The organism is Pseudomonas sp. B3(2017), from assembly GCF_002113595.1.
GTDB lineage: Bacteria > Pseudomonadota > Gammaproteobacteria > Pseudomonadales > Pseudomonadaceae > Aquipseudomonas > Aquipseudomonas ekonensis.
On record NZ_NEIU01000009.1, the window covers coordinates 148,727 to 165,989 of the forward strand.

Consider the following 17,263-nt stretch of genomic DNA (forward strand, 5'->3'; position numbering starts at 1 on the left):
CCTGCGGACACCCGAGATCCCTTGTGGGAGCCAGCCTGCTGGCGATGGCGGTGGGTCAGGCAACAGGGATGTCGGCTGTGCCGGCCTCATCGCTTGCAGGCAAGCTCCTACAGGTTTTGGGGTGAACCTGAATGTTGCGGGCACCGCAGCTCCCACAGTTTTTTGGGCCGGCTCAGTGGAAGTCGCGGCTCTGCACGCGGATGCCGTTGAGCAGCGGGCTCAGGTCGCTCAGCCGTCCGGCGATCAGGTGGCGCACCTCGCCCTCGCGCTCCCAGCGGCCATCGACCTTGAGCAGTTGCGAGCCCACCAGCACCCGGCGCTGGCGGTCGGCCAGGTCGCGCCAGACCACCACGTTGACGTTGCCGAACTCGTCCTCGAGGGTGACGAAGGTCACGCCGCTGGCGGTGCCCGGCCGTTGGCGTCCGGTCACCAGCCCGGCGATGCTGACCGGCCGGCCGTGCTCGACCTCCTGCAACTCCCGCGAACTGCGGCACCGCCGCGCCCTCAGCTCATCGCGCAGCAACGCCAGCGGATGCGGCCCCAAGGTGGTGCCGAGGGTGGCGTAATCGGCGTGCAGGTCTTCGCCGACGCTGGGCTTGGGCAGCACGACTTCCGGTTCATCCTGCCCCAGCAACCCGGCGAACAGCCCAAGCTGCGCCTGCACCCCGGCCACTTCCCAGCGCGCCCGGTGGCGGTGGCCCGCCAGCCCGCGCAACGCCCCGCAGTCCGCCAGCAACGCCAGGGCCCGGCTGTCGAGCCCTGCCCGTCCGCCCAGGTCGGTGAGGTCGGCGAAGGCGCCCCGCTCCCGCGCCGCCTCGATGCGCCGGGCGTCCTCTTCGCGAAAGCCCTTGACCAGGCGCAACCCCATGCGGATCGCCGGCTGCCCGCCGGCCATGGGTTCCAGGCCGCAATCCCAGTCGCTGGCGCGCACGTCCACCGGGCGGATCTGCAAATGATGCCGTCGGGCGTCCTGGAGGATCTGGTCCGGGCTGTAGAACCCCATCGGCCAACTGTTGATCAGCGCACAGGCGAACGCCGCCGGCTCGTGGCACTTGAGCCAGCAACTGGCATAGGTGAGCAAGGCGAAGCTGGCGGCATGGGACTCGGGAAACCCGTAGCTGCCGAAACCCTTGATCTGTTCGAAGATCTGCGCGGCGAACTCCGGCGAGTAGCCGTTCTTCTTCATGCCGGCGGCCAGCCGTTCCTTGTGCGGCTCCAGCCCGCCATGACGCTTCCACGCGGCCATGGAGCGGCGCAGCTGGTCGGCCTCGCCGGGGCTGTAGTCGGCCGCGACGATGGCGATCTGCATCACCTGCTCCTGGAACAGCGGCACGCCGAGGGTGCGCTTGAGCACCGTCTCCAGTTCCGGTGACGGATAGGTTTCCTTTTCCTCCTTGTTCCGGCGGCGCAGGTACGGATGCACCATCCCGCCCTGGATCGGCCCCGGGCGGACGATGGCCACCTCGATCACCAGGTCGTAGAAGTTCTGCGGCCGCAACCGGGGCAGCATCGACATCTGCGCCCGCGACTCGATCTGGAACACGCCGATGGTGTCGGCGCGGCTGATCATGTCGTAGGTCGGCCGGTCATCGGCCGGAATCGTCGCCAGGCTCAGGTCCCTGTTGCGGTGGCGGCGCAGCAGGTCGAAGCAACGGCGGATCGCGCTGAGCATGCCGAGGGCGAGGATGTCGACCTTGAGCAGCCCGACCGCGTCGAGGTCGTCCTTGTCCCACTGGATGACCGTGCGGTCGGCCATGGCGGCGTTCTCCACCGGCACCAGGGTGTCCAGCGGCTCTTGGGAAATCACGAACCCGCCGGGGTGCTGCGACAAGTGCCGGGGGAAGCCGATCAGTTGCCCGGTCAGGCTCAGCACCCGGCGCAGGATCGGGCTGTCCGGGTCGAACCCGCCTTCGCGCAAACGCTCGACCGGCGGCACGTCGTCGCTCCAGTGGCCGCAGCAGTCGGCCAGCGCGTTGACCTGATCCGGCGGCAGGCCCAGGGCCTTGGCCACGTCGCGCACGGCGCCGGCGGCGTGGTAGGTGCTGACCACCGCCGTCAATGCGGCGCGGCTGCGGCCGTAACGGCGGAACACATACTGCAGGACCTCTTCGCGGCGTTCGTGCTCGAAGTCCACGTCGATGTCCGGCGGCTCGTTGCGCTCCTTGGACATGAAACGCTCGAACAGCAGCGTGGTGCGGTCCGGGTCGATCTCGGTGATGCCCAGGGCAAAGCACACCGCCGAGTTGGCCGCCGAGCCGCGGCCCTGGCAGAGGATGCGCTGATCGCGGGCGAACCTCACGACGTCGTGGACGGTGAGGAAGTAGCTTTCGTAACCCAGCTCGGCGATCAGTTTCAGTTCCTTGTTGATCTGCCTCAGCACCTTGTAGGGCGCCCCTTTTTTCCAGCGCCAGGCGATGCCGTCCTTGGTCAGTCGCCGCAGCCAGGAACGGCCGGTGTGCCCGTCGGGCACCAGCTCTTGCGGGTATCGGTACTGCAACTGCCCCAGGTCGAAGGTGCAGCGCCGAGCCAGATCCACCGAGGCTTGCAGCAGGGCCGGCGGATAGAGCCCGCGCAGCGCGTCGAGGCTGCGCAGGTGCCGCTCGCCGTTGGGGTGCAAGCGCAGCCCGGCCTCGGCCACCGGGACGTGGTGGCGGATCGCGGTCATGGTGTCCTGCAACGCCCGGCGGCCACGGGCGTGCATGTGCACGTCGCCGCTGGCCAGCGCCGGGATGCCCAGCCCGTCGGCCAGTTCCAGCAACGCCGCCAGCCGTTGGCGGTCGTCCTGCCCGCAATGCAGCTGCACCGCCAGCCACAGGCGCTCGCCGAAGGCCTGCCGCAGCCAGCGGCCTTCTTCGATGTCATCGGTGGCGTCCGGTACCCACAGCGCCTGCAACCCCGGCAGCGGCTCGCTGAAGTCCTCGCGCAGCACCTGATAGCAGCCTTTCTGCGTGCGCCGCCGGGCACGGGTGATCAGGCCGCACAGGGCCTGATAGCCTTCGAGGGTCTCCACCAGCAGCACCAGTTTCGGACCCTGGTCGATGCGCACCTCGCTGCCGATGATCAGCGGCAGCTCCACGGACTTGGCCGCCTGCCAGGCCCGGACGATCCCGGCCAAGGTGCATTCGTCAGTGATCGCCAGGGCCTGGTAGCCCTGCTGCTTCGCCCGTTGGAACAGCTCCAGCGCACTGGAGGCACCGCGCTGGAAACTGAAGTTCGACAGGCAGTGCAGTTCGGCGTAGCCGTCGCTCATGCGAACCAGCCCTGCAGCCACAGCGGACCGCCCTCGCCCACCGTCCGGTAGGCCCAGCCCTGCTGCCCGGCGCGGTTCTGGATCAGGTAGTAGTCGCGGCGCACGTCGTCACCGTCCCACCAGCCGGATTCGATGCGCTCCGGGCCCATGAGGATCCGCGCCGCCCCCTCGGGCACCGCCTGCGGCTCGTCCAGCAACCAGCCCGGACGGTGCACGCCCGGCAGCGGCGCGCAAGGCAGTTTGTCGACACCGGTTTGCCATGCGCATTCGGGGCGGTGATCGGCCTGGAAACGCAGGCCCTGCACCGCGTCGTCCCCCAGCCGGGCGCGCAGGCGTTCGCGCAGCTGTTCCCAGGGCAAGGTCTGCTGGGGACGCTCGTCGAACAGCTCCTGATGCTGGGGCACGAAGTCGGGCAGGTCCTCGGCGCACAGGCGAAACCCGCGAACCGGCGCCTCGACCTGCACCTGTTCCAGGCGCCCGCGGGCCAGTTCGAACAGCATCGCCGGATCGCGCTCGGCGCTGAGCAGGCCGACCTTGATCAACGTGTCCGGCAGGCCGGCATGCTCAAGGTGCAGGTCGAACCGCTGCACACCGCTGTCGCGGCCGCAGAGGAACGCCGCCAGGTCGGCGGTCAGGCGGCGCAACGGGAACAGCAGCGCCTGATGGGACTGCACGTCGAAATTGAGCTCGATGCGTACGTCGAAGCGGTCCGGCGGCTGATAGAACGCCAGCGCCAGCGGCCGTGCGCCGAACAGGGTGTCCAGGTGCTTGAGCACCTGCGCCTCGAAACGCCTTGCCAGGGCCTGACGCGGCAAGGCCTGCACCTGGCCGAGGTGGCGCAGGCCCATGCGCTCCAGCGCCGTGGCCACGTTCGGCGCCAGCCCGACCCGGTCGACGGGCAGCCGTCCCAGATGATGGCGCAAGGCTTCGCCGTCGGGCACCACCAGACCGTCGCCGACGTTGGCCAGCACCCGCGCCGCCGCCGGGTTGGGCGCGGCGACGATACGGTGGCGAAAGCCCAGCGCCGTCAGCTCCGAGCGCAGCAGCGCCTCGAACTGTGCCCAGGAACCGAACAGGCCGAGGCTGGACTCGATCTCGAACACCACGGTGCGCGGGTAATGCACGCTGACCTGCGCGCTGAAGCGGTAGGCCCAGGCGGCGAGAAAGCATTGCCAGTGTTCGACCTCGGCCATGTCGTACTCGGCGCTGGCGAAATCCCGGGTCAGGGCCTGGGCGGCGGTCATCGACTGGCCGGGGCGCAGGCCCTGGGCCCTGGCCGCGTCGTTCACGGCCTGCAGCACACGGCGCTGGGCCGGGCCGCTGAGCAGCGCCAACGGTTGGTCGGGATCGGGGCGTTGACGCAGCACCGCGTCGAGCGCCAATTGCGGAAACAGGATGCAGACCCAGCGCATGGCGGCCTCAGTGCCCCACGGCAAAGGCGATCGGCGCCGTGCGGGCCAGCCCGCCACGGCACTTGAGCACCCGCAGCTGCGCCGGCCGGGCGTCGACGGCGATCCGCAGCGCCGCCGGCGACGGGTTGGCCGCTTCGCTCAACGGGCGCCAGGCGAACGCCAGGGTCTGGCCGGTTTCCGCCGCCACCTGCAAGCGCCGCAGCGCCCGGTCATCGGCCTTGTGCGGCCAGCACAGCACCGCGCCGCAACTGCCCGAGCGCAGGCATTGCTCCGCCGCCCACAGGGCCTCGCGCTCGCCGGCCCGGATCACCGACAACTGGCGCAGATCGACGCCGGCATTGGCCCAGGCCTGGGGGTACGGCACGAACGGCGGCGCCACCAGCACGATGCGCTCGCCCGCCGTCGACAGCCGCGCCAGGGTCGGCCACACCAGTTGCAGCTCGCCGACGCCGGGGCCTGCGAACAGGATTTCGCTCAACGCCGACTCCGGCCAGCCGCCGCCGGGCAGCGCCGCATCCAGCGCAGGGTGGCCGGTGGGCTGTGGGCTGGCGGCCGGGGCTGCGGGCCGGCCCTTCCAGACCTGGCCGCCATTGAACAGCGTGTCCAACGCAACGACGGCGCCCATCAGCCTTGCCTCACCAGGCCGCAGAACACCCCTTCGATGGCCAGGTCCTGGTCGGCCCGCACCACGATGGGCCGGTACGCGGGGTTGCGCGGCAGCAGGCGGACTTCATCGCCGACCCGCTCGAAACGCTTGATGGTGACCTCGCCGTCGAGGCGCGCCACCACGATCTGGCCGTTGAGCGCCTCGGGGTTGCGCCGCACGCCCACCAGGTCGCCGTCGAGGATGCCGTCCTCGATCATCGAGTCGCCCTGCACCCGCAGCAGGTAGTCCGGTGCGCGGGCGAACAGCGCCGGGTCGAGCATCAGGCGGTTGTGGACCTCGGCGTCGGCGCCGATAGGCGCACCCGCTGCCACCCGGCCCAGCACCGGCACGTCCAGCAGCTCCGGACGCGGCGGCTGGTTGAGCAGGCGGATGCCCCGGGCCTGATGCGGATTGACCTCGATGAACCCGGCTTCGGTGAGCGCCAGCACATGCTTGCGCGCCACGCTGCGGGAGGCGAAACCAAAAGCCTCGCTGATTTCAGCGAGGCTCGGGGGCTGACCGTGTTCGGCGATGCGTTCGCGGATGAAGGTCAGGATGGCGGTACGGCGGGGAGTCAGGGTCGTCATGGAGTACATTTGTACTCCACCGGGGTTTTTCTGGCAACGACCGTCAGTCAGGCCAAAACCTGTAGGAGCTTGCCTGCAAGCGATGAGGCCGGCACTGCCGACATCTCTGTTGCCTGACCCCCCGCCATCGCCGGCAAGCCGGCTCCCACAGGTATCACCGGTGTCCGCAGGATCCATGCACACCGCCATCGCCAGCAGGCTGGCTCCCACAGAATTCAGCAGCGGCCGCAGTTCTGTGCCCACCGCAAAAACCTGTGGGAGCTGGCTTGCCAGCGATGAGGCCGGCACTGCCGACATCTGCGGTGACTGGCCCCCCGCCATCGCCGGCAAGCCAGCTCCCACAGGTATCACCGGTGTCCGCAGGATCCATGCACACCGCCATCGCCAGCAGGCTGGCTCCCACAGAATTCAGCAGCGGCCGCAGTTCTGTGCCCACCGCAAAAACCTGTGGGAGCTGGCTTGCCAGCGATGAGGCCGGCACTGCCGACATCTGCGGTGACTGGCCCCCCGCCATCGCCGGCAAGCCAGCTCCCACAGGTATCACCGGTGTCCGCAGGATCCATGCACACCGCCATCGCCAGCAGGCTGGCTCCCACAGAATTCAGCAGCGGCCGCAGTTCTGTGCCCACAAGGATCCTGGTCATCCATCGTCCTGGCGCATGAACCCTGACCATCACCGAAGGTTTATTACAGGATGTTTACGAAATTTTGACCAACGATCTTCTACAGTTGCACGCGAACCGCGTGTGTTTTCTATTCGAGTAGAGGAAAAAACCCAATGGCTGCAGGCAAAGGACTGCGTTTACCGTCCATCACCCCCACCCGTCTGGTACTGCTGTTTTCCCTGGCGCTGGTGGCGCTGTACAACCTGGCGACATGGAAGGCGCTGGGCACGCTGATCACCTTGCAGGGCGCACACAAGCTGGCGTTCTTCGCCTCATTCGGCCTGTTCCTGTGGGCCGCCATCACCCTGCTGCTGACCCTGGTGTCGTTCCGCTGGACGCTGAAGCCGGCGCTGACCCTGGTCGCCCTGCTCTCGGCCTGCGCCGCCTATTTCATGAACGAGTACGGCATCACCATCGACACGGTGATGATCCAGAACGTGTTCGAAACCAACCCGGAAGAAGCCTCCGCGCTGTTCAGCGGCAAGCTGCTGGCCTATGTGCTGGTGCTCGGCGTGGTGCCGGCGGCGCTGATCTGGCGCTGGCCGGTGGCGTACCGGCCGTTCTTTCGCGGGCTGCTGAACAAGGTGCTGGTGATGGTGGCCTGCGTGCTGGTGATCGGCGCGTCGGTGGGTGCGTTCTACTCGACCTACGCGCCGATCTTCCGCGAGGAAGACAAGCTCACCCACTTCATCAACCCGACCAACTACATCTACGCGATCAGCAAGTACGCCAAGCAGCGGCTGGGGATCAAAAAGCACTTCGTGGTGCAGGCCGTCGGCGAAGACGCGGTGATGAGCGCCAAGGCCACCGCCCGCGGGAAGAAGTCGCTGATGGTGTTCGTGGTCGGCGAAACCGCCCGGGCCGACCACTTCTCGCTCAACGGCTATGAGCGCGAGACCAACCCCGAGCTGAGCAAGCTGGACATCCTCAACTTCACCCAGGTGCACTCCTGCGGCACGTCCACGGCGGTGTCGGTGCCGTGCATGTTCTCGATGTTCCCCCGCGAGGACTACAGCGACAAGAAAGGCAAGACCTACGAAGGCCTGCTCGACATCCTCCAGCGCGCCGGCGTGCAGGTGCTGTGGCTGGACAACAACAGCGACTGCAAGGGCACCTGCCTGCGGGTGCCGCACCGCGATATCGCCAAGAACCAGCCGGGGCCGTTCTGCGACGGCAACAACTGCCTGGACGAGGCGCTGCTGGCGGACCTGCAGGGCTACATCGACAGCCTCAAGGGTCACGCGATCATCGTCCTGCACGCCGACGGCAGCCACGGCCCGGAATACTACGAGCGCTATCCGAAGGAGCAGGAACGCTTCAAGCCGATCTGCCACACCAACCAGTTGGGCAGTTGCAGCCGCGAGGAACTGGTTAACGTGTACGACAACACGATCCTGTACACCGACCACTTCCTGGCCAAGGTGATCGAGCTGCTCAAGCGCAACCAGGACACCCTCGACACGTCGATGCTGTACGTTTCCGACCACGGCGAATCCCTGGGCGAGAACGGCCTGTACCTGCACGCCGCGCCTTACGCCCTGGCTCCCGAGGCGCAGACCCATGTGCCGATGGTGATGTGGTTCGGCAACAATACCTTGGCGCAAATGGGCATCGACCGTGGCTGCCTGCAAGGCAAAAGCGGCCAGCCGGACCTGAGCCACGACAACCTGTTCCACTCGGTGCTGGGGCTGTTCGAAGTCAAGACCTCGCTGTACCAGCCGGGGCTGGACATCTTCCGCGGCTGCCGGCCGGCGATGACGGCTGCGCAGTGAGCCATGCGGGGGCGGATGAATGCAGGATTTGCTGCCCCCGCAAAACCTGTAGGCGCTTGCCTGCAAGCGATGACGCCGGCACATCCCGCACCTGTCGAGGCTGATCCACCGCCATCGCCAGCAGGCTGGCTCCCACAGTTGGAATTGCGGCAGGTCAGCAGGTGAGTTGCGCCAGGTACTGCCACGGGTAGATCCCGCGCTGATGGCCGTCGCTGAACACCAGTTGCAGGCCATAGCCCTGGGGGTTGAGTTCGATGATCCGGACTCGCTCATCGACCTGCGGTGTCATGCCCCGCAGGCGCAAGGCCCGGCACTGCGAGCACGGGCAGCGGCGGCGCAACTCCGCGTGCCCCAGGCGCTGTTCGCGCCCGTCCGGCCAGTTCAAGCGCAATGTCTGCCCGGCCGAGGCATTGCCGATGGCCAACGGGCTCATTGCAACTGACTCAAGGCAATGCGCACGGCCTTGCGCACTTCCGGGTCGCCGTCGTCCTGGGCGGCCTGCAACGCGGCCACCGCGCCGCGGTCGTTGAGTTCGCCCAGGGCCAACGCCGCCTCCTTGCGCAGGTTGCTGATGCGGTGGCCCAGGGTCTCGATCAACGCATCCAACGCGGCGACATGGCGCAGGCGACCGAGGCTGCGGGCGGCGCGCAGGCGCACTTGCCAGTAGTCGTCGCTCAGGGCCTGGATCAGGGCCGGGCCGGCGTCGGGGTGGCCGACCTTGCCCAGGGTCGTGGCGGCTTCTTCGCGCACGGGCCAGGCCGCGTCCTGCAACGCCCGTTGCAGGGCGGGCAGCACATCGGCGCCGGACGCCAGCCCAAGGGCGCCGGTGGCGGCGCGGCGCACTTCGCTGTCCGGGTCGGTGCTGGCCAGCCGTGCCAGCGCCGGTAGCGCATCGAGCTGTTTGAGCCAGCCGAGCACCCCCACCGCTTCGCGGCGCACGCCCGCCTCGGCGTCGTCGAGCGCCGCCACCGCTGCCGGTGCCGCTTCGGCCAGGCGCAGTTCTCGCAGGGCCCGCCAGGCCGCCGTGCGCACACAGGTTGCGGCGTGCGCCGTCCACGGCAGGATCACCCGGCCTGCGGCTTCGCTCTTGAGCAGGCTCAGGCTTTGCGCCGCGGCGGCCTGCACCGCCGGCGACGGATCGGTCAGGGCCCGGCACAAGGCCTCGACCACCGGCGCGTCTTCCCAGGCCTCCAGCAGGCGCGCCGCTTCGGCGCGCACGTCTTCGGCGGGATCGTCCGTCAGCCGGCCCACCAGCCACAGCAGGCCGTCGGGCTCTTCGAGGTCGGCCAGGTCGATCAGGGCGATGCGGCGCACGCCCGGATCCTCGGCGGTCAGGCGCGGTTGCAGGGCGAGGATGTCGGCGTTGTCGGTCACAGCAAAAAAAGAGGTCATGGGCTCACCACGGCTTAGGTTCGGACGGTGCGTTTGCGCCGCTGTCGGTGGGCGGTGGGAAACGCGGGATGTTCTTGTCTTGGCGTCCGGGGTGGCCGGATGGCGTCTTGCGTTGTCGGTGGCGGCCTCATCGCCAGCAGGCTGGCTCCCGCACGGTGGCTTGTGGGGCAGATAGAAAACGGTGGGAGCCAGCCCTGCTGGCGATGGCGTCAGTGAGCGCGCCACGGATCAGCGCAGCAGGTACGGGATCTCCACTTTCACCGCCCCGGTCGGGCAGTCCTTTTCGCAGGGCATGCAGTACCAGCACTCGTCGAAGGCCATGTAGGCCTTCTGCGTGGCCGGGCTGATCGCCAGCAGATCCATCGGGCAGACGTCGACGCATACGGTGCAGCCCTTGTCGGCGATGCATTTGTCCTCGTCCACGGTGACGGGGGCGTTGGAGCGGAAAAAGATATCCTGGGCTTGATGGGCCATGGTCGGGGCTCTCTCTGGGTGCGGTTCAGGCGGCGCCGACCCGCAGGCGGTCGTAGGCCTGCATTTCAACGGCGTCCAGGGGAATGATGTAAGGCTCGACGGGCTTCTTGAAGCTGGTCATGCGCCCGTCCTCGCCTTTCTTCAGGTGGCAATGGCAGAACCATTCGCGGTCGTTGCGCTCGGGGTGGTCGACCCGGTAGTGGTACAGGCCCCAGCGGCTTTCGGTGCGGAACAGCGAGGCGCGGGCGGCCATTTCGGCGCAGTCGCGGATCACGCTGACTTCCATGGCGCGCATCAGTTCGTGGGCGTTGTGGGCCTTGAGCCGGTCGAGGTCGCGCTCGATGTCGCTGAAGCGTTGCAGGCCGATCTCCATCTTCTTGGTCACCTTCGGCGGTTGCAGGTAGTCGTTGACGAAGCGCCGCAGCTTGTACTCGACCTGGGCCGGCGGCAGGCCGTGCTCGCGCGCAAGCGGCGCGAACACCCGCGCCCGCTCCCGCTCGATCTGTTCGGCATCCAGTGCGGTGAACCCGCGCCCTTCCACGAACTGCGCCGCGTTCTGCCCGGCGAACCCGCCATAGGTGAACGCGCCGAGCATGTAGTTGTGCGGCACCGCCGCCATGTCACCGGCCGAATACAGGCCCTTGACCGAGGTCTCGGCCCGCTCGTTGACCCACACCCCGGACGCCGAATGGCCGCTGCAGAAGCCGATCTCCGAGATGTGCATCTCGACCATCTGCGTGCGGTAGTCGGTGCCGCGGTTGGCGTGGAACTGGCCGCGGCTCGGGCGTTCGTTGCTGTGCAGGATCTGTTCGATGTCCTGGATGGTTTCTTCGGCCAGGTGATCGAGCTTGAGGAACACCGGCCCGTTGCCGCTTTCCAGTTCCTGGTGGAACTCGCGCATCATCTGCCCGCTCCAGTAGTCGCATTCGATGAAGCGCTCGCCCTTGTTGTTGGCGGTGTAGCCGCCCAGGGGGCCGGTGACGTAGGCGCAGGCCGGGCCGTTGTAGTCCTTGATCAGCGGGTTGATCTGGAAGCATTCCAGGTTCGCCAGTTCGGCCCCGGCGTGGTAGGCCATGGCATAGCCGTCGCCGGCGTTGGTCGGGTTCTCGTAGGTGCCCATCAGGTAGCCGGAGGACGGCAGGCCCAGGCGCCCGGCGGCGCCGCAGGCCAGGATCACCGCCTTGGCCTTGATCACATGGAAGTCGGCGGTGCGGCAGTCGAAACCCATCACGCCGTTGACCGTGCCCTCTTCGTCCGTCAGCAGGCGGGTGCAGACCAGACGGTTGGTGATGCTCACCCGCGCCCGCTTCAATTGGCGGTAGAGGACTTTCTTGATGTCGTGCCCTTCCGGCATCGGCAGCACGTAGGCGCCCATGTGGTGGACTTTCTTCACGGCGTAGTCGCCGGTTTCGTCCTTCTCGAACTTCACGCCCCAGCGGTCGAGTTGCTCGATGGTCTGGAAGCTGTGGGTGGCGTAGGCGTACACCGCCGCCTGGTTGACGATGCCGTCGTTGGCGACGGTGATTTCCTTGGTGTACTGCTCAGGCGTCGAATGGCCGGGAATGACCGCGTTGTTCAGGCCGTCCATGCCCATGCTGATCGCGCCGCTGCGCTTGACGTTGGCCTTGTCCACCAGCAGCACGCGCAAGTCGCGGTTGTGCTCCTTGGCCTTGATCGCCGCCATGGGGCCGGCGGTGCCGCCGCCGATCACGACGATGTCGTATTCCTGTTCGATAGTGGTGCCTGCCGTCGAATCCTGCGTCATGTGCGCTCCCCTTTTTGCCGGTCGATCCGCAGGCGGTACTGGAACGCATCGCCGCGGTAGTAAAGGTGTTCGAAATCCAGAGGCTTGCCTTCGGCATCGTGGGTCAGGCGCTCGATGCGCATGATCGGCGAGCCGGCCTCGACGCCCAGCGCCTGGGTCAGGTCGTCGTCGGCCAGCACCGCGTCGATGGCCAGGTCCGCATGCCCCAGCGCCAGGCCGCAGTCGTTCTCCAGGATCAGGAAGATGTCGCGGGTCACCAGGTCGGCCTTCTCCAGGCGCTCGCCCAGGTGCTTGGGCAGATAGGTGATCTCCAGCGAGACCGGCTCGCGGTTGATCAGCCGCACGCGTTTGATCTGCGCCACGGTGTCGCCTTCGGCCACTTGCAGGCGTTCGGCGATGCGCGCGTCGGCGGCGATGAACCTGAAGCTGCGCAGGCGGTTGATCACCTCGTAGCCGCGGCCGGCCAGGGATTCGGCCAGGCCTTGCAGGGTGCTGACGTTCTGGAAAGTCTTGGGCTTGGCGACGAACGTGCCCTTGCCGTGGATCTTGAAGATCAGCCCTTCCTTCTGCAGATCGCCCAGCGCCTGGCGCACGGTGATGCGGCTGACCTTGAACATCGCGCCCAACTCGCTTTCGGAGGGCATCTGGCTGTCTTGCGGGTATTGGCCGTCGAGGATGCGCGTGCGCAGCACATCGCGCAGTTGGGTGTGCAACGGGACGCCGCCCAGGGAAAGGAGGTTGTCGGTCATCGGCGATCACTTGTCATAACGAGTTATGACGTGATCTTAGGGAAGCGGTGTCAGGCTTGAGAAATATTGTTTGGGCATAACCTTAGATGCGGTGGCTGCGGGAGCGGCTGTCTTGCCCTGCGGTGCGCTCACTGGCGTCATCGCCAGCAGGCTGGCTCCCACATTGTTCTGCAGTGATCGCCAACCTTGCAGCCGACCGAGATCCCTTGTGGGAGCCAGCCTGCTGGCGATGGCGTCAGTCCGGACGCCGCAGGGCGTCACCCGCGCTTGAGGATCCGGTCCATCACCCAATCGGTCTTCAGGGCCTCGGCGGCCACCGCCGGGTGCTGCGCCTGGCCGCGGATGTGGGCGTTCATGCCCAGGACGTGATGCCACTGGATGTGTTCGTGATGGGGGATGTGCAGGCTGACGTATTCATCGGCGTGCAGTTCGACGGGTTGTTCGTCGAACACGGAAAAACCGATCCGCCCGCGGCTGCCGACGATCTCGACCCGGTCCTCGCGCCGATCCGCGGCAAAGCTCCAGCAGCCCATGCCCAGGGCGCCGCCGGCGAACCGCCAACTGGCGCCGACGGCATCTTCGGCCGCGTACAGCCCGGCCTGGCGTGCGGTGAAGCCGGCCACGTCGACGATATCGCCGAGCAGGTACTGGAACAGATCCAGGCCATGGCTGGCCAGGTCGGCGAAATAGCCGCCGCCGGCCACCGCCGGGTCGGTGCGCCAGTTGTCGCCGCCCTCAAGGTCGGTCGTCGACGGCGCCTTGGTCAGCGTCCAGCTCAGCAGCCGGACCTCGCCGATCCGCCCTTCGTCCAGCCATTGCCGCACCTGCCGGAAGCGCGGCAGGGAACGGCGGTAATAGGACACGAACAGGTGCAGGCCGGCATCGGCGAACGCCTGGTGCATCTCGCGGCTTTGCCCGGCGTTGAGCGCCATGGGCTTTTCCACGCAGCAATGCTTGCCGGCGGCGGCGACCTTGAGGCTGTAGGCGTGATGGCTGTCGGGAGGCGTGGCGATGTACACCGCGTCCACCTCGGGGTCGTTGATCAGGGCGTCGGCGTCGGTGTAGAACCGCCTGACGCCGTGGCGGGCGGCGTAGTCGCTGACGGCGTCGAGCCGTCGCCCCATCACCGCCACCAACGCCGAACCTGGCGCCTTGCGCAGCGCCGGGCCGCTCTTGCGTTCAGTGACGCTGCCGCAGCCGATCATGCCCCACCGCACCACGTCCATGCCGAGCCCTCAGCCGATGCGCAGTGCGCGCAGGTCGAGGCGACCGTCCTGGAGCGGCGGGCACCAGTAATAGCCGCCGGTGATCGGCCGGCTGATGCGGTACAGACCGTCGGTGATGCCGTCCTCCAGGCCGCTCATGCGCCGCAGCTGCGCTTCGAAGGCGTCGAGGGAGAAGCCGAACGCGAGGAACATCAGGCCGGCGCGGTCGCCTTCGATCCACGGCATCGAACGGCGCACCACGAACGCTTCGGGCGCGAAGCTTTCCTGGGCGGTGCGTTTGACGTGGGCGGAGACCGGCGCGTCGTCGATCTCTTCGTTGTCGCTCAGGCGACGGCCCATGATGTTGTCCTTGTCTTCGGCGGACAGCGCATGGAACCCCTTGAGGTCATGCTGCCATTGCTGGATCGCGGCGAAGCTGCCGCCGACCAGGCCCTGCGCGCCCTCGCTCACCAGCGCGGCGGCCACGGCGGCTTCGTCGTGGGGGTTTTCGGTGCCGTCCTCGTAACCGGTGAGGTCGTGGCCGCCCATGTGGCGGAAGGCTTCCTGCTTCTGCACCAGGCGCAGGGCCGGGGCCAGCGCCGCCTCGAACGCGTGGCTGCGGTTGAGCAGTTCGCCACGGTCGGTGCCGTGCAGCCAGACCCACAGCGCATGCTGGGTCGACGGGTTCTCCACGCCCACGCCGGTCAGCGCCGGGAAGCTGCGCAGGCCGTCGATGTCCACCTTGAGCGCCTTGGCCAGGGACTCGCCGAAACCGACCACCGCCGATTTGCCGTCCACCAGGTTCAGCAGGTTGTCGATCGCCTGCGGCAGCGCCTCAAGCGATTCAAGGGCGAAAAACAGGTGACGTGCCTGCGGCGGAACGGGGGTGGCGAGGATGCCCGGCTGGTAGTGACTCATGTGAACTCCTTGGGAAAGAGCGCGGAGTTTAACTGTAGCCGGAGGGTTTGTGTGGGTTCAGAACAGAGGTTATTCGTGAGCGCCGCCGTCATGGCGCCACGCGCTGGGGCTCATCCCCGTCCAGCGCTTGAACGCCCGGCGGAAGCTGCGCACGTCGCTGTAGCCGACTTCCTCGGTGATGCGTTCGATGGGCATCTGCGGGTTGGCCAACAGGCTCATGGTGCGGGCCTGGCGCACTTGCTCCAGCAATGCTTCGAAGGTCAGCGCGTGCTCGGTCAGGCGTCGGCGCAGGGTGCGGCTGCTCATGTTCAGGTCGCCGGCGATCTTCTCGATGTGGCTGCCCCGGCTCAGGTCCCGCGCGATCGCCCGCTCCACGGCCTGGATCAGGTCCAGTTTCTGGTGCACCTGCGCCGCCTCCAGTTCCAGCAGCTTGACCGCCTGACGCAAGGCCAGCGAATGGTGGTTGGGCAGGTTCACGTCCAGCCAGCGCACGTCGAGCAGCATGCGGTTGTGCAGGCAGCCGAAGCGCACGTCCGGCCCCAGCAGGCGCCGGTATTCGTCGAGGTAGTCCGGCGCGGCGTGGACGAACTCCACCGCGATGGCCTTGAAGTCCTCCCCCACCAAAGCCCGCCCGTAGACCAGCAGGCTGGCGAAGAACTCCTCCACCGCGAACATCTGCACTTCGGCGAACGGTAGGCGGCATTCGGCGTTGACGAACACCTGCTCCCCCACCACGTCCACGCTGGACACCACGATCCCGCCGGAGGTGTGCTGATGGCGGATGCCCAGGGCGAAGGCGTCGCGCAGGGTCTTGCACAGCGACAGCACGTGGCCCAGCAGGCCCAGCGTGCCCAGCACGTTCTGCGCCCCGACCCACAGGCCCAGCCCCTGGTTGGGCAAGGCCTTGAGCGCGCGCTGGATCATGGCCACGGCCTGGCGGTAGGAGATGCGCTGCGCCGGGTCCTGCAGGTCGTCGAGGGTGAAACCCAGGCCACGGCACAGGGTTTGCGGCTGGATGCCCTTGAGTTGCGCGACTTCGGCCAGGGTCTGCAGCAGGAACGGCGACACCAGCGCCAGTTCGTAGGTGGGGTCTTGGACTTTGACGTTCATGGGGCTGGACATTCCGGATCGTGCTGAGTTGTTATTTTTGTAACCGGTTATGTCACAAGAAGTTAGCACAGGGCCGGCGGCCTGTCCGCAGATGCCCCCCTGCGTGTCCGCCAATACCCTGCCCCGGCGTGCGCCAAAGGCTTGATCCTAGGCTGCCGGCGCCCCGTGCGGCCGCGCCGCGTCCCCATCACAATAATAACGAGGACAACCATGAGCCCGAACCGCGCGACACGTCCCTTCCCGTTGGCCCTGATGCTGACGGTCGGCGCACTCCCCTTGCCCGCCTTGGCCACCGAATCCGGCGTCGACAACATCGGCCCCGGCACCGACGGTTTCTTCGTCCTGCCGCTGGACGTCGACAACCTTCCGGAAAACATGGTCGCGTTCAACCTCTACTACAACCACTACAAGGCGACCAAGCTCAACATCAGTTCCCTGGGCGGCAAGGTGCCGAACGTCGAGATCGAGTCCACCGCCGTGGTGCCGCGCCTCGATTACCTGAGCCCGGTGCGGGTGCTCGGCGGGCGGCTCGCCGGTTACGTCGCCCAGCCGTGGATGAAGCAGGAAGTGGCGGCGTTCGGCCTCAGCGACACCCGCGAGAGCATGGGCGACACCACGTTCGCCCCGATCATCCTGTGGGACATGGGCAAGAACCTCACCCTCGGCGCCGCCGTGGAGATCACCGCGCCCACCGGCGAGTACGACGCCGAACGCCTGGCCAACACCAGCAACAACTTCTGGACGTACAAGCCGCTGTTCTCGTTCACCTGGCTGCCGACCGAGCGCACCGAGCTGTCGATGAAGACCACCTACAGCTTCAACGAAAAGAACAAGGACACCGACTACAAGTCCGGGCAGATCTTCCATTTCGATTATTCGGCCAGCTACCGCGTCACCGACAACCTGCGCCTGGGCGTCAACGGCTACTTCCTCAAGCAGACCACCGACGACAAGCAGTTCGGCCACACCGTGCAGTTCGCCGGCGAAGACGTGAACGACGGCGTGCGCGGCAAGGTGTTCGCCATAGGTCCTGCCCTGTATTTCACCTTTCTCAAGTACGCCAGCGCGGAGATCCGCTGGGCCAAGGAGTTCGACGTGGAAAACCGCCCCGAGGGCGAAATGCTCTGGGCCAAGATCAGCATTCCCTACGCGTTCTGAGGCACGCGGCCCGGCTTACGGACAAGGTGTCGGCAGCAGGCGCAACAAATCGCCACACATGCCGGCCACCGACACCTTCGGCAGACTCGCCAACGCCGGCATGAGTGCGTATAACACCGCCCGTTTCGTCTAACCTGACGTTGCGCCCGGCTTCTTCGCG

General features: G+C 67.3%; 14 protein-coding genes. 2 read left to right on the forward strand and 12 right to left on the reverse strand.

Features of this window, described 5'->3' with window-relative positions; genetic code table 11:
• Positions 1 to 172: 172 nt before the first annotated feature.
• Genes CAG33_RS15375 through lexA form a run of 4 tightly spaced genes read right to left on the reverse strand, consistent with a single transcriptional unit; the run spans position 173 to position 5,904 of the window.
• Positions 173 to 3,250, reverse strand: a complete 3,078-nt coding sequence (locus CAG33_RS15375; protein WP_085639150.1) for an error-prone DNA polymerase — start codon at positions 3,248 to 3,250, stop codon at positions 173 to 175.
• Positions 3,247 to 4,662, reverse strand: a complete 1,416-nt coding sequence (locus CAG33_RS15380) for a DNA polymerase Y family protein (protein ID WP_085585742.1) — start codon at positions 4,660 to 4,662, stop codon at positions 3,247 to 3,249. The genes CAG33_RS15375 and CAG33_RS15380 overlap by 4 nt, the downstream gene beginning before the upstream one ends.
• A 7-nt stretch (positions 4,663 to 4,669) precedes the next feature.
• Complete coding sequence (gene imuA, locus CAG33_RS15385; RefSeq protein ID WP_085639153.1) at positions 4,670 to 5,287, reverse strand: translesion DNA synthesis-associated protein ImuA; 618 nt, start codon at positions 5,285 to 5,287, stop codon at positions 4,670 to 4,672.
• Positions 5,287 to 5,904 (reverse strand): transcriptional repressor LexA, encoded by a 618-nt coding sequence (lexA, locus tag CAG33_RS15390; protein WP_085639156.1) that lies wholly within the window; start codon positions 5,902 to 5,904, stop codon positions 5,287 to 5,289. Before lexA ends, imuA begins: the two co-directional genes overlap by 1 nt.
• A gap of 769 nt (positions 5,905 to 6,673) precedes the next feature.
• Between lexA and CAG33_RS15395 the strand changes: the two genes are divergently transcribed.
• Positions 6,674 to 8,332, forward strand: a complete 1,659-nt coding sequence (locus CAG33_RS15395; RefSeq protein ID WP_085585736.1) for a phosphoethanolamine transferase — start codon at positions 6,674 to 6,676, stop codon at positions 8,330 to 8,332.
• Between the two features lie 154 nt (positions 8,333 to 8,486).
• Here CAG33_RS15395 and CAG33_RS15400 read toward each other — a convergent pair whose 3' ends face one another.
• The 8 genes from CAG33_RS15400 to CAG33_RS15435 form a co-directional block, all read right to left on the reverse strand.
• Entirely contained in the window at positions 8,487 to 8,765 is a 279-nt protein-coding gene (locus CAG33_RS15400) for a DUF971 domain-containing protein (protein WP_085585734.1), read from the reverse strand.
• Positions 8,762 to 9,724: a HEAT repeat domain-containing protein gene (locus tag CAG33_RS15405; protein WP_085585732.1), complete on the reverse strand. Its 963-nt coding sequence runs from the start codon at positions 9,722 to 9,724 to the stop codon at positions 8,762 to 8,764. The genes CAG33_RS15400 and CAG33_RS15405 overlap by 4 nt, the downstream gene beginning before the upstream one ends.
• Before the next feature lie 228 nt (positions 9,725 to 9,952).
• Positions 9,953 to 10,198 (reverse strand): ferredoxin family protein, encoded by a 246-nt coding sequence (locus tag CAG33_RS15410; RefSeq protein ID WP_085639159.1) that lies wholly within the window; start codon positions 10,196 to 10,198, stop codon positions 9,953 to 9,955.
• 25 nt (positions 10,199 to 10,223) lie between these two features.
• On the reverse strand, positions 10,224 to 11,963 hold the full coding sequence (locus tag CAG33_RS15415; RefSeq protein WP_085639162.1) for a fumarate reductase/succinate dehydrogenase flavoprotein subunit: 1,740 nt from the start codon (positions 11,961 to 11,963) through the stop codon (positions 10,224 to 10,226).
• The gene (locus CAG33_RS15420) at positions 11,960 to 12,712 is read right to left on the reverse strand and encodes a GntR family transcriptional regulator (RefSeq protein WP_085639165.1); all 753 of its coding nucleotides are present in this window, start codon (positions 12,710 to 12,712) and stop codon (positions 11,960 to 11,962) included. The genes CAG33_RS15415 and CAG33_RS15420 overlap by 4 nt, the downstream gene beginning before the upstream one ends.
• 257 nt (positions 12,713 to 12,969) lie before the next feature.
• Positions 12,970 to 13,938: a Gfo/Idh/MocA family protein gene (locus tag CAG33_RS15425; RefSeq protein WP_085639168.1), complete on the reverse strand. Its 969-nt coding sequence runs from the start codon at positions 13,936 to 13,938 to the stop codon at positions 12,970 to 12,972.
• Positions 13,939 to 13,947: 9 nt separating this feature from the next.
• A complete protein-coding gene (locus CAG33_RS15430) occupies positions 13,948 to 14,835 on the reverse strand; it encodes a Dyp-type peroxidase (protein WP_085585722.1) in 888 nt (295 codons plus the stop codon).
• Positions 14,836 to 14,904: 69 nt separating this feature from the next.
• On the reverse strand, positions 14,905 to 15,945 hold the full coding sequence (locus tag CAG33_RS15435; protein WP_085585720.1) for an AraC family transcriptional regulator: 1,041 nt from the start codon (positions 15,943 to 15,945) through the stop codon (positions 14,905 to 14,907).
• Between the two features lie 210 nt (positions 15,946 to 16,155).
• On the opposite strand from CAG33_RS15435, the gene CAG33_RS15440 reads away from it, so the two are divergent.
• Positions 16,156 to 17,103, forward strand: a complete 948-nt coding sequence (locus CAG33_RS15440; RefSeq protein WP_085585718.1) for a transporter — start codon at positions 16,156 to 16,158, stop codon at positions 17,101 to 17,103.
• The last annotated feature ends 160 nt before the right edge of the window (positions 17,104 to 17,263 follow it).

What these genes read in the sequence shown, in the direction of transcription:
- CAG33_RS15380 (WP_085585742.1), bottom strand. Translation starts at nt 4,662, where the DNA reads ATGCGCTGGGTCTGCATCCTGTTTCCGCAATTGGCGCTCGACGCGGTG.
- lexA (WP_085639156.1), bottom strand. Translation starts at nt 5,904, where the DNA reads ATGTACTCCATGACGACCCTGACTCCCCGCCGTACCGCCATCCTGACC.
- CAG33_RS15420 (WP_085639165.1), bottom strand. Translation starts at nt 12,712, where the DNA reads ATGACCGACAACCTCCTTTCCCTGGGCGGCGTCCCGTTGCACACCCAA.
- CAG33_RS15395 (WP_085585736.1), top strand. Translation starts at nt 6,674, where the DNA reads ATGGCTGCAGGCAAAGGACTGCGTTTACCGTCCATCACCCCCACCCGT.
- CAG33_RS15430 (WP_085585722.1), bottom strand. Translation starts at nt 14,835, where the DNA reads ATGAGTCACTACCAGCCGGGCATCCTCGCCACCCCCGTTCCGCCGCAG.
- CAG33_RS15410 (WP_085639159.1), bottom strand. Translation starts at nt 10,198, where the DNA reads ATGGCCCATCAAGCCCAGGATATCTTTTTCCGCTCCAACGCCCCCGTC.
- CAG33_RS15440 (WP_085585718.1), top strand. Translation starts at nt 16,156, where the DNA reads ATGAGCCCGAACCGCGCGACACGTCCCTTCCCGTTGGCCCTGATGCTG.
- CAG33_RS15425 (WP_085639168.1), bottom strand. Translation starts at nt 13,938, where the DNA reads ATGGACGTGGTGCGGTGGGGCATGATCGGCTGCGGCAGCGTCACTGAA.
- CAG33_RS15400 (WP_085585734.1), bottom strand. Translation starts at nt 8,765, where the DNA reads ATGAGCCCGTTGGCCATCGGCAATGCCTCGGCCGGGCAGACATTGCGC.
- CAG33_RS15405 (WP_085585732.1), bottom strand. Translation starts at nt 9,724, where the DNA reads ATGACCTCTTTTTTTGCTGTGACCGACAACGCCGACATCCTCGCCCTG.
- imuA (WP_085639153.1), bottom strand. Translation starts at nt 5,287, where the DNA reads ATGGGCGCCGTCGTTGCGTTGGACACGCTGTTCAATGGCGGCCAGGTC.
- CAG33_RS15375 (WP_085639150.1), bottom strand. Translation starts at nt 3,250, where the DNA reads ATGAGCGACGGCTACGCCGAACTGCACTGCCTGTCGAACTTCAGTTTC.
- CAG33_RS15415 (WP_085639162.1), bottom strand. Translation starts at nt 11,963, where the DNA reads ATGACGCAGGATTCGACGGCAGGCACCACTATCGAACAGGAATACGAC.
- CAG33_RS15435 (WP_085585720.1), bottom strand. Translation starts at nt 15,945, where the DNA reads ATGAACGTCAAAGTCCAAGACCCCACCTACGAACTGGCGCTGGTGTCG.